Origin of the sequence: Vibrio azureus (assembly GCF_002849855.1) — a bacterium.
Classification (GTDB): domain Bacteria; phylum Pseudomonadota; class Gammaproteobacteria; order Enterobacterales; family Vibrionaceae; genus Vibrio; species Vibrio azureus.
On the sequence record NZ_CP018617.1, the window covers coordinates 910137 to 922686 of the forward strand.

8 protein-coding genes and 1 pseudogene are annotated in these 12550 nt (G+C 39.0%); 6 read left to right on the forward strand and 3 right to left on the reverse strand.

Going from position 1 to position 12550, the window contains the following annotated elements:
- Positions 1 to 296: 296 nt before the first annotated feature.
- Positions 297 to 2936 (reverse strand): bifunctional acetate--CoA ligase family protein/GNAT family N-acetyltransferase, encoded by a 2640-nt coding sequence (locus BS333_RS17870; RefSeq protein WP_021711744.1) that lies wholly within the window; start codon positions 2934 to 2936, stop codon positions 297 to 299.
- A gap of 288 nt (positions 2937 to 3224) precedes the next feature.
- On the opposite strand from BS333_RS17870, the gene BS333_RS17875 reads away from it, so the two are divergent.
- The 4 genes from BS333_RS17875 (at position 3225) to yciH (ending at position 5768) form a co-directional block, all read left to right on the forward strand.
- Positions 3225 to 3794: an SPOR domain-containing protein gene (locus BS333_RS17875; protein ID WP_021711745.1), complete on the forward strand. Its 570-nt coding sequence runs from the start codon at positions 3225 to 3227 to the stop codon at positions 3792 to 3794.
- Between the two features lie 166 nt (positions 3795 to 3960).
- Positions 3961 to 4950 carry a D-alanine--D-alanine ligase gene (locus BS333_RS17880; protein WP_021711746.1) on the forward strand — a complete coding sequence of 330 codons (990 nt, stop codon included), beginning with the start codon at positions 3961 to 3963 and terminating at the stop codon, positions 4948 to 4950.
- 118 nt (positions 4951 to 5068) lie between these two features.
- Positions 5069 to 5452: a DUF3319 domain-containing protein gene (locus tag BS333_RS17885; protein ID WP_021711747.1), complete on the forward strand. Its 384-nt coding sequence runs from the start codon at positions 5069 to 5071 to the stop codon at positions 5450 to 5452.
- A gap of 4 nt (positions 5453 to 5456) precedes the next feature.
- Positions 5457 to 5768 (forward strand): stress response translation initiation inhibitor YciH, encoded by a 312-nt coding sequence (yciH, locus tag BS333_RS17890; RefSeq protein ID WP_021711748.1) that lies wholly within the window; start codon positions 5457 to 5459, stop codon positions 5766 to 5768.
- Positions 5769 to 5888: 120 nt separating this feature from the next.
- Here the strand turns inward: yciH and BS333_RS17895 are convergent, their stop codons facing one another.
- Complete coding sequence (locus tag BS333_RS17895; RefSeq protein ID WP_152428722.1) at positions 5889 to 7943, reverse strand: metallophosphoesterase; 2055 nt, start codon at positions 7941 to 7943, stop codon at positions 5889 to 5891.
- 521 nt (positions 7944 to 8464) lie between these two features.
- Between BS333_RS17895 and BS333_RS17900 the strand changes: the two are divergent.
- Both BS333_RS17900 and BS333_RS17910 read left to right on the forward strand, forming a co-directional pair.
- Positions 8465 to 9816: pseudogene (locus tag BS333_RS17900) on the forward strand (ISNCY family transposase).
- 445 nt (positions 9817 to 10261) lie between these two features.
- On the forward strand, positions 10262 to 11224 hold the full coding sequence (locus tag BS333_RS17910; RefSeq protein ID WP_033004496.1) for a phosphatase domain-containing putative toxin: 963 nt from the start codon (positions 10262 to 10264) through the stop codon (positions 11222 to 11224).
- Between the two features lie 629 nt (positions 11225 to 11853).
- On the opposite strand, the gene BS333_RS17915 is transcribed toward BS333_RS17910, so the two are convergent.
- Positions 11854 to 12546, reverse strand: a complete 693-nt coding sequence (locus BS333_RS17915; protein WP_021711736.1) for an ABC transporter ATP-binding protein — start codon at positions 12544 to 12546, stop codon at positions 11854 to 11856.
- Between the last annotated feature and the right edge of the window lie 4 nt (positions 12547 to 12550).

Consider the following 12550-nt stretch of genomic DNA (forward strand, 5'->3'; position numbering starts at 1 on the left):
CAGATTTAATTTTGGTAACTCGTAACCCAAATGTGCTAACTTAATTTTTACATGTTAAAATCAGAAGGTTAGAGAGTTTATTTTGCCGAGAATAATTATTCTTTAATTAGCATTATTGTGACAAAAATCACAATATCACTAATTGGCAAATCAGATCAAAAGCGTAATAAAACCTTATTATTTAGAAGAGAATATTGATTTAGAAGAGGATAGTGATTTAGAAGGATATATACTCAAGTGACCTCAAAATGCGGCGTTCAGCAAGATGACCTTGCTCTGAATTAAGCATCTTGAGGTTACTTGGGTATAAGAGTTAATGTCATATCCGCAGTGCCGTCAGCAAATTGAATATCTAACTCAAACCCTAAGCTTTGAGCCAAACAAAGCATCCCTCGGTTGGTTGGCATCGTCATTCCTGAAATTTGTCGAGTCTCCTTCACTTGACAATAATTAATGATTTTCTGCATGAGTAGTTTGCCAAGACCTATTCCTTTTAAGTCAGACTGAACTAAGATTGCAAATTCAGCATTACTATTATCGGGATTAATTAATGCTCGAGATACCCCGATAATTGAAGGGCCATTTTCGTCAAATGCCACAGCCACAAAGGCCATTTCTCGGTCATAATCGATCTGAGTTAAATGAGCAAGTGCTTCATGATTTAATTCACCAACATCAGAGAAAAAGCGGTTATAAAGATCTTCTTTGGAAACACGCTTTATGAAAGCGACGTAGTCAGGTTCATCTTCAGGCAAAATAGGACGTAATAAAATTGGCTGTCCATCTTTAAGCGTTACCGTTTCGACAAATTCGGCAGGAAAGGGTCTAATGGCAAGACGTTGTTGTGCATCGCCTTGATAAGGTTTTAAAGTAAGATCCGCATCAATAATCGTCATGTCACTATCTGCAACGAGAAGAGGATGAATATTGAGCGTCTCTATTTCAGGCAGCTCGACCGCCATTTGAGAAATCCTCACTAAAAATTTAGATAGCTCATTTATATTAATGGTCTTTTGATGTTTTTGACTACGTATTTTCCCCGTTTTCAATGCAATAACAATCAAGTAACGGGCTAATGCCATATTCAAGGGAGGTAGGGCAGCAACAGCATCTTGATTCAAATTCCACTCTGTTCCTCCTTGACCTAGTAAGATTACTGGCCCAAACACTTCATCAGAAACAATACTGATACGTAATTCTTCTGCATTCCCCAGTTTTGCCATACCTTGGATTAACAATCCTTGTAACCGAGCTGAGGGTTCATGGTTTCTAATATCGGCAAGAATAGATTGAGCAGCAGTTTCGACTTCCTGTTGATTACGCAGGTTTAAAGCAACACCATGAACATCTGATTTATGTTTAATATCAGGAGACCGGAGCTTTACAGCAACAGGATAACCAATTTTATCGGCCATGAGCATGGACTCATTGACATCATGTGCAATATAGGTGGGTAATAACTGAAAGCCTAACTGCTCAAATAATGGGAATACTTGATGTGTATCTAATTGGGTCTCGTGTTTTGTATTCAGTTGGTCTTGTATCCATTTTCTAGCAGAATCAACACGACTTGAGTGCAAAGGTTCAGCCGTGGTTGGAGTTTCCATGAGCTGTTTTTGGTTTCGTCGAAATTCAACCAGATGCATGTAAGCAGATACCGCGCTCTCAGGTGTGCGGTAGCTAGGAATGCCCGCTTGAGTGAAAGCTAGACGAGCTTCGCGGGACATATGCTCGCCAGCCCAGTTTGTCAAAAAGTTAAAGTGCCTATAACGAGGGTGACTTTTAATACATTCAATAACAGCATGAGCAGTATCTAATGAGTCAGAAACAGCAGATGGGCAATACATAATGAGAATAGCGTCAGTACAGTCATTATTCATTAACGCATTGAGGGATTGTATATAATGATGCTTTGTTGCGTCCCCTTTTAAATCGATAGGGTTCGTTCCTTGCCAATGGTTGGAGAGAACATTAGCTAATTCTGACTTAGTATCTTCATCTAATACCGCCAATTTTCCACCACGATTTAACAACTCATCAATTGCCATCACAGCGGGTCCGCCACCATTAGTAATAACAGCAAATCGCTCTCCACGTAATGGTACTGAATGCGTCAATGTTTCAACCGCGGCAAAAAGCTCTGCGGTATTTTTTACCCGAAGCATGCCTGTTCTGCGAATTGCAGAATCATAAATGATGTCTAGAGAATCTGTTGGTTTATTATTTAAAGAGCGAGCTTCGGAATATTTGCCGGCTTTAAGTACCAAGATCCGGCAATTGCGCGATGCGGCTCGAGCTGCAGAAATAAAACGTCTTGCATCATGAATTGAGTCGACGTACAGCAAAATCGCATCTGTTTTTCCATCCATAGCAAGATAATCAAGCAGTTCAGCAAAACCGATGTCCCGACCTTGACCAATTGAAATAAAGGCTGAAAATCCGATATTTTTCTCATACGCCCAATCAAGAATCGTTGTACATACTGCTGCCGATTGTGACACAAAGGCGATTTTTCCGGGTTTTGCTGCAACGGGAGAGAAAGAACAATTAAAATTATGCCAAGGTAGAATCATCCCTAGGCTGTTGGGGCCCAGAACTCGAATATTCAAATGGGCTGTATCAAGTTGTTGCTGGTCATCCGAGATAACGATAGCAAACTCAGTACCTCGCTGGTCTAGTTCTTCAAGTAGCGCTAGGTTTCGTGAAGCATGGGTACATAAGATAGCTACATCAGGGGTAAAAGGGAGAGAGTTGACGCTCGGATAAACAATCACACCTGATACGGTTTGATACTTGGGGGTCACTGGCATAATTGCCCCTTTAAATCCACTTTGGAGTAAGTTGCGCATGACGATGTTGCCTGCGCTTAACTCTTTTTGAGATGCGCCAATCACCGCAACGGACTGAGGTTTAAATAACTTCTGTAACGTATTCATCATGGCTCCTTGGCGTAAAATGCAAAAACCGTATCAAAAATTCAATTGACCCAACTGACATTGCTACTGTGGGAAAAATCACTGAATCGAAAAGCTTGAGAGCACTAGGGTATACAATAACATTGGTTTAAAACGTGAATAAGCTAGATATTGCTGCAATTTTGAGCCATGCTTACCATGTTAATGTCATTGATCTAATCAAAATCACAAATTATTGTGTTTTGTACTTGATAATGTGCCCGGCTATCGGCATGATTTATAGTAAAATTTTAGAGCGTTTGTTATTCCATGAAAAAAATCTCAATTTTAGCTTTGTCAGTGCTGTTATCTGCATGTGCATCTGAAACCTACATTTCTGATGTAACGACCGAAAGCTACCGTGAAGACTACACAACACCAACATCATCACAATCTATCACAACGACTGAAACGACGGATGTTGAGCAAGGAAACTCTCAAGCCTTCACTCGAAAGCCTGCAAAACCGATAGAGAAGAATTACGCTCGACTGACGCCTAAAAATCAGGTTAAACCTGTTGAAATTACTCCTCCAAGTAGGCAGCAAGCAAGTATCCAACGTTTTGGTTATACCATTCAGGTAGTTGCAGTAGGGAGCCCTTCGAAGGTTACTCAATTTGCCAATCAACTGCCTCAGAATGGCCAACCAATTTGGCAAAATTACAAAGTAGTCAATGGTACTAAATGGTACTCGGTCCTTTATGGTGACTATGCAACAAAAGCTGAAGCCAAACGTGCGATTTCATCTTTACCGAGCTATTTCCGTCAGCTTAGCCCATTTGTTAAAAGTATTGACTCGATTAAAAACTCAGCTTATCCAGGTTTAAACAAATTAAACTGATACCGAATAGGGGGCCTCGGCTCCCTTTTTACTTTTACATTAAGAGCCTAGCTAGGTTATGTCTGCATAACCCCTACCCAAACAGTATGTACCCCACTAAAATAACTGTACGTCCACATTCAATTGTTTATCATATCTAGTTTAGCGATCACGGAAAGATGAATTCATGATTAAAAATGTCCTCCTTTTATGCGGCGGTGGTTCGTCAGAGCACGAAGTATCAATCATGTCCGCCAATTTTGTCGAACAACAACTTAACTTAATCGAAGATATTCAAGTTGTTCGTGTAGAAATCAAGAAAAATGAGTGGCTGACAAGCCAAGGCGAGTCAGTTTACCTGAATATCAACACAAAACAGTTGTGCTCAAAGACCTCTGAGCTTCAGATTGATTTCATTGTACCTTGTATTCACGGCTTCCCGGGTGAGACTGGTGATATTCAATCCATGTTTGAAATGGCAGGCATCCCTTACTTAGGATGTGGACCGGAAGCCAGTAGTAACAGCTTCAATAAGATCACCTCAAAGCTCTGGTATGATGCGATTGGAATCCCCAATACGCCATATTTATTTCTGACGCGCAATGATCAGCAGTCTCATCAGCAAGCTTTAGCCGCTTTCGATAAGTGGGGTAAGGTATTTGTCAAAGCTGCAAGACAAGGCTCATCGGTTGGCTGTTACAGTGTAACTGAAAAGCAGGATGTCACTCGTGCTGTTAATGATGCATTTGATTATTCAGAACAAGTTTTAATAGAGAAAGCGGTTAAACCCCGTGAGCTAGAAGTCGCTGCTTATGAGATAAATGGTAAGCTCTACATTACTAAACCTGGTGAGATCATCGCCCCAGACGATAGTTTCTATTCATATGATGAGAAATACAGCTCTAGCAGCCATTCTTTAACAGAAGTTGAGGCTAAAAACCTGACTGATGAGCAAACGGAAACGATTCGAATCATGTCAGAAAGAGTCTTCAAGCAAATGCATCTTCGCCATCTGTCAAGAATCGACTTTTTCTTAACCGAAGATGGCGAGATATATTTAAATGAAGTAAATACATTCCCTGGCATGACACCAATATCGATGTTCCCAAAAATGTTACAGAACAATGGTCACTTGTTTCATGAATTTTTAGCCAGTTGCATCGAGATTGAGAGCTAGGAAACATCATCACCGAGCATTTTGTAGTGAAATATACGAATGTTGAGAAGAGATTATTTGAATAATACTCAATAACCATTATCATAGAAATAACGCACTAAGTGGATGACTCGGTGATATGGCGATTTCAAATTACAGAGGATTTAACCTCAAAGCAGGCGGTCCAGATGGCAGAGTCTGGAAAGTTAAAATTAAAAACCATGTTTTACAAGGCAGTTTATCTGCAGTAAAAAAAAGCATTGATTGGTGGTGTGACACTGCATCGATTGTTGATCCCAAAGAATTTGATAACCTTGATCAACGTTCGAAAAATACCGCAAATGCTCAGTCAGAGGCTTTTAATGGTTATACGCTAAGAAATGATACTGGAGAGCCTAATGCTTGGTATTGTATGTTCAATGGCAAGCTAATTAAAGGTGCGAAACCTGCGATCCAACGTCATATCCAAGCTTATTTGGTCGCTAAGGAAAAAGCGTTACAATCACAACAACAAAAGAAATAATGTTATGACACTTGTATATTCCACGGAAACTGGCCGCATTAAACCAGAAGAACCTAAAATAGAACGCCCTCAAGGTGATGGTATCGTCAGGATACAGCGTCAGACAAAAGGTCGAAAGGGGAAGGGGGTCTGTATCATCTCTGGTTTAGACCTTGATGATACCCCGCTTAAATTATTAGCTGCCGAGTTGAAAAAAATCTGTGGCTGTGGTGGCTCTGTCAAGGATGGGACGATAGAAATTCAAGGTGATGCTCGTGATAAAATCAAAGCTCACCTTGAGAAAAAAGGCATGGTGGTCAAACTTGCCGGTGGATAATCACATAGATTGATTGCAAAAGCCTACACTAACTTCTTTAGCCTAAAAGTTTATAGGAATCTAAAAGAGCGCTGATTGAAAGCGCTCTTTTTATTATTTAAATTTTCGTTAAACTAGGATCTACCAAGCAATACAAGGCCTTTCTTCCACGAAATTATGTTCTTTTAGTAAACTCCAATAGTTAGTATTACTAAAATCATATTGATAAGAGTTATCTGACTTAGCTTTGTAATATTGAATCAAAGCTCTTGGCTGTTGTGACCATCCGTCTGTGATTTGAAAAACTTTGCTGTCATCAAAAACATCATATCCAGGGTAGGCTTGAGGCTTACCACCATACATTCTAAGGAAGCGGCCTGTTGCTCTATTTCTCAATAATAACTGATTACCTTGTACAGGCATTACCCACCATTGTTGATAAGCATTGCCTGCATTTGGGTATTTTGTATAAACCTTACCATTAGAGTCACTGTCTAACACTCGGCCAGTTTTCATTTGTTTAATGTTGTACCAAGAGTTGTTTTCTGGCCAATAGTCCCCGTAGGCTTTTTCAAAAGACCATAATTGATATGGATTTCCTGCATTTTGTGAATGCCCGTATACATTACCTTTTGAATCTCCATCAAGTACCCAATCTTTATTGTTTGACAGAGAAAGATTAATATAATGACCAGAAGGGGGTAAAAAATCACCTCTATAAATAGCACCAGCTGCACCGACTTGACCTTTAGTTAGACACATTGATTTTTGGTCTTTCTTTTGTTCAGTATACGTTTCTAAAGTGGTAATATTCTGAGCACCTTCTGGTGCGCTATATTCTTTAATTTCTATTTCGCCTGTTGCAGCCTTATAGTTGACGATATGAAATTCACCCTTAAATGCGGCACTCGTAACATATACTGGTGTATTACCATATACCGAATGATTGTAGTGCTTATGTTGGTAAAAAGCGTGGTTGTGTCCTACAAATATCGCTATAGGATTATAAGTATCGAGTAAACTTCTAAATAGTTTCTTTTCGCTCTCTGTTGCCTCATTCCAATAATCATAGGCGTGGAAATTGATAATGATATCTTTAACACCTCTAATTTTTGCTAGCCTTAAGTCTTCTGCAAGCCAAGTTAAAGAAGATTTATAATCATAAGTACGCCCACCATGCCAAGTGCCATATGTGTATTTATAATAAGGTTTAAATTGAAGTTGAGTAAAGTGAACCCCTTTGTAATCCCAAGAGTAAGAAAGGCTGCCGACCTTATGTCCATCAGAAATACCCCCCCAGTCTTTACTGAAGTGTTCTAAAATAGGAGAGCGAGCATAATTATATTTAATTTTATCTTCCATTCTATTCATGCTGTACATCGCACAGCTATTCTCTGATGTACCATCTAGAGCTGCTTCAATACAATCATTTCGATTATTGGCAATATCATGATTACCAAGACCAACAAGAAGGGGACCTTTCACATTAGAATATACTTCTTCAAATGAATTCCACTGGCTTTTACGTCCATATTCAGTGAGATCACCGTTCATGATAGTAAAATCAACAGGAGTTTGATCGTACATTGCATTTAGAGCAGAAACCGTATTTCTGTTTATTTTATACCATGCGTCTTTATTTTTTCCGTCACCAGAAACTCTCCATGGCTGTGGATCGGCTGTCAAAGCAAATCGAATATCTTCATTCGTATCAACTTTATAGACAGCTTTCATCTCTTTATTCACGTCAAGATCCACACGACCACATGAAATATCTGAGCCTTTTTTAAGGAATACACCTTCTTTATACGGTGGGTTTGCACCGCAATTACCATTTTCATTCAGGTCCCATGAGTTATAAGAGCCTTTTGGAACAACACTGGTCGCAGTTTTGAATGAAGCGACAATATTTCCCTGTAGATCGGCTAATTGCCACTCATGATCAAAACGACCATTACTATTAACATTATATGTCAATGGAGAATGGCAAAATACTCCTGTACTTCCTTTCGGAATAGTGGATGATTCGCTGGTTGATGCATGTGTATTTGCAAAGCTTTGAGTTGTTCCAAATTGAAAATCTCGAGCCGTGTTGGTCACATCAATGCAAAGTGATTGCGCTGCGGTTCCAGCGTATGAGGCTGCACTCGCCATCATACTTGTGGAAGCTAATATATATATAAGTTGCTTATTCAAGGTATCACCAATGAATGGTTAGTGGTTGATATAGATTTTGAATTCTAGTTTTATAAAAAACACTAACCAAGTGATTTATCATTACCCTTTATTTTTCATAAATTTTCAAATTTGATATTTTTTTGACATTTATTTAATTAGAGGAATAAGCCCATAAGTAACAGATTTTTCAATGTATTAATTGATATCTAACGTCAGTTTAGATAATTTTTTTAGATAAAATTTAATAAAAATGTGATTCAATTAATCAGGAGCTAACCAATCGTGATTGGTTAGCTCCTGATTATATACTTTATGTTAAATGGACATTATGTTTAATTGAATTTCTACTTTATTGTATAAGTTATAAAAGGGGGTAGTGCCCATTCAAAATGAGGCAAGGAAAGAATCTTTCCCATGAACTCAATTTAACATAATACATATAATACGCACCGGGCTTGTTATAACAAAGCGAAAATGTCTTAATATTACCAAGTGAAAATGTCCTACATTTCCTTGGAGGTTTGAGGATGCTAATCACTATGAATGATCGTGAATTACAAAGACTGACGATAATCCAAGATGTCTTACACCATAACCTAAGCCGACGTGATGCCTTAAAGTTATTGGGTTTAAGTTATAGGCAACTCCAGCGGCTCATTACTCGCTTCATTCAACAAGGCGCAGCTTCTCTTGCGCATGGTAATCGAGGCAAACCTTCCTCAAATCGTGTCAAAGAAAGCGTCAAGCTGCAGGCATTAGAACTCATTCATCAGCACTATTCTGATTTTGGACCAACGCTAGCCCACGAAAAAATTCAGGAAATCCATGGCGTCTCGGTATCTCTTGAGACTCTACGACAATGGATGATTGCTGACGGTTTATGGGTTCCTCATAACAAGCGCAAACCTCGAGTATATCAACCTCGTTATCGACGCGATTGTCTAGGTGAACTCATTCAGATTGATGGCTCACACCATGATTGGTTCGAAGGACGCAGCGATAAGTGTTGCCTACTGGTCTTTATAGATGACGCCACGGGTCAATTAATGAATTTAAGGTTCAGTGAGACTGAATCCGCATTCGATTATATGTTGGCAACCCGAGAATATCTCAATGAGCACGGCAAACCGGTCGCATTTTACAGCGATAAGCATTCCATATTTAGAGTTAACCAAGAAAAGCACAAACTGGTAGGACAAACGCAATATGCGCGTATCTTGAATGAACTCGGTATTGAGCTTATCTGCGCCAATAGCTCCCAAGCTAAAGGACGCGTTGAACGAGCGAACAAAACGTTACAGGATCGCTTAGTGAAAGAGATGCGATTGCAAGGCATTAACACTATTGAAGATGCGAATGCGTGGCTCCCTGATTTCATTCATGATTTCAATCGTCGTTTTGCAAAACCTGCTAAATACCCAAAAGATTCACATCGAAAAGTAAGAGAATCGGACCAGGATCTCCACGATATCTTTAGCTGGCAAGAAGTTCGCAAGTTGTCTAAAGCACTGACTATCCAATACGACAAAGTCATTTATCTTATTGAACCTTCGGATGAAAATAGCCGATTAGTCCATGAAAGTGTGAAAGTACTCGATTATCCAAATGGAGAGATTGCGATTGTTTATGGTCATCGAAAACTTAGTTTCAAAACCTTCGACAAGCTCGAGGAAGTTCACCAAGCTCAAGTTGTCGACAACAAACGTCTGGGTCAGTACTGAAGTTTGCTCAGCAAAAACAAGAAGAATTCGAGCAACAACAAAAACGGGCTCGGAGCAAAAATGCGCCAAAACGTCGAGCTCAACAACGAGCATTGCAAGAACAGTTGCGAACGATTAATCCAGTACTGGCCAACCCCGAGCAATTCAAAACTTCAGGCAGAAAAACATAGCTTCCCTACTCTTTTTCTTCTGAGTTTTAGGACATTTTAACTTGGTAAGAAATGAGTCATTTTAAAATGGGATAAACAGAATCGTGGATTCAACTGTAGGCCCCAGATAGTAATGTCCGGTTTGACCCATTTAAAAATGTCCCCCTAAGATTAACGACATTGTTTGCTTTTGAGGCTTTAACCGATGTTGATTACGATGAGTGAAAAAGACATTTATCGATTTAAGGTTCTGTCTGACATCCGTGAAAAGCGATTACGTCAAGTTGATGCTGCAGTTATTCTAAATGTGTCTGGTCTGACCTTCAAAAGGATAATTATTGACATGATTAATTATATGGGTAATATCTCTACCATATTTTTGTTTGACATTTAATTTTTTATGAAGATTTCATCTTTCGTTAAAAGTCATTTTAGTACTGTAAACATTTCATCTTCTGATGCTAAAATGTTTAAGAATGACATAAAAAGAATTTATAACTGTAAGAATGTAGACCGTGCAATAAATACGGTTTTAAAATCATCGAGAAAGCACGATAATTTAAAAATAGACAAAATAGCGACTCTTACATCAGCGTTACTCTCCGAAAAAGAAACAAAGAACAAATTACTTCAAAGTATTGACAACAAGAGTCCAGATAAAGCAGCGACAGTCATAGGTAACCTACCTAAAGGTCTATCTAAAGATGTTCTAGAGAGTATTTCTCCGGGGAAAGCTGCAAGAATCCTGATGAATCTGCCATTAGGTAAGCAACTAGATATCCTAACAGAAATGAGTCCCACTCGTGCTGTCAATGCTCTTTTCCAAATGCCCCCTTCAAGTGCGGACAAAATAATTGATAAACTAAGTATAGATATTAAAACCTCAGCTGATAAAGATTTTATTCATGAGGTTATGGAGAAATACCATCCGCTATCAGGCCTTGAACGAATTGGGATGATTAACATCCAATATGTTGAAAAAACAAATATTATCAGGGGAGGAGCTCCATATCCTCCGGGCCATAAAAGAGAGGGAAAGGTCGACTATAATAGTGATGTCGTTAGTGCTCTTTTGAGAGCGGAAGTAAGGCATGTGATTAGTTTTAATGAGTTTTTATCTCCTGAAATTAGTGAACTTGACCATGCTGGTATTACATTTACACACTTCCCTACCGAAGACTTCACTCCTCCCCAAATGACTGATATTCAGCGAGCCTCGGAAATATGCTCAAATATGACAGACGGTAATGTATTCATTCACTGTGGAGCTGGATTTGGTCGTACAGGCACAGTTATTAGTGGTATAGAGATAATCCAAGATGGTACTAAAAAGTACAAGCATGAAAGAACTAGGGCCTATAAAAACAACGGTGTTGAGACTATAGAACAAGTTAAATTGCTAGATAAACTTTATGAAACTGTTTCATAGACACACTTTCAACCATACTGGGTGCCTATGGACTTTTCACCTGACTAACCTCTCAGGCACGACAGGGATAAGCGAAGCGTGACATGCCAGAACTCAAAGACATTGAGTCTACTTAAGAGACTAGTATGAAGAGTTGTTTAGCAGCCGTTGTTGTTCTTATTGAATAGATACACTTAACCAGTTATTCGTTGCTTTTTTGCAATCAAAAATGAAATTTACTAACTATTCGCACCGCACACTTTGCAATCATAGCAAGAACTATGTTCGGGTAAAAACCACAAAAGATTGCATTTTAAGATAATCACGTTTAAAGAGTTAAACACACAAGCCTTCATGCCTTGGCTATGACCTTTTTCTATCCTAATCTTATATTGAGTTATGTATCATTTTAGTAAAGGGAAGAGCCAATGGATTGGATACACGATGTTTATGAATTTATTCTTGGGGTTTACCTTGTCGTGCTCTTCGCTGGGCTTTTTAGTTTACGTAAAGCACGGCGTAAGTAAAAACTAAGCTGGCTTAGGATGGATGATGTAAACCAGCTTAGTAATACGAACAATACCAATAAACTTTGAAAACTAAGATCCATTAGTTTTGCTCAGGATTAGTCAGTACCTTTTCAACAGCGCTTATTTTTTACTTAGATCAGATACCTTTTTACCGTCTTTAATGGTAATAATTCTTCTTGTTCGTTGAGCTAAGGCATTATCGTGAGTCACCATGATTAACGTTCTTCCTTGTTCGTGAAGTTGATGAAACAAGGCTTCGATTTCAGCACCTGACTTTGAGTCTAAAGCTCCTGTTGGCTCATCAGCAAAGATAATCTGTGGATCATTAACGAGTGCTCTTGCGATGGCTACCCTTTGCTTTTGCCCTCCAGACAGTTGATTAGGCTTATGCTCGAGTCTGTCCCCTAGCCCAACTTGGTTTAATGCTTCAGCCGCCTTTTGTCGTCGAATATTGGCTTTAATACCGGAATAAACCAAAGGTAAGGCGACATTATCTAGTGCTGACGCGTAATCCAATAAATTGAAACTTTGAAAAACAAAACCAATTTGTTGATTACGGATTCGAGCAAGTTCATTTGAGTCAAGCTTTGCTACATTTTGACCATCCAATAAATAATCACCTTGCGTCGGGTTGTCCAAGCAGCCAAGCATATTCATTAAGGTTGATTTACCTGAACCTGACGGGCCTAAAATGGACACAAACTCACCATGTTGAATTGTCAGGTCGACCCCATCCAGCGCTCGGACTTCAGTCTCACCACTCGAATAATATTTACAAATATTGGTCATTTTAACCAATGGACGTGATGTCATATGT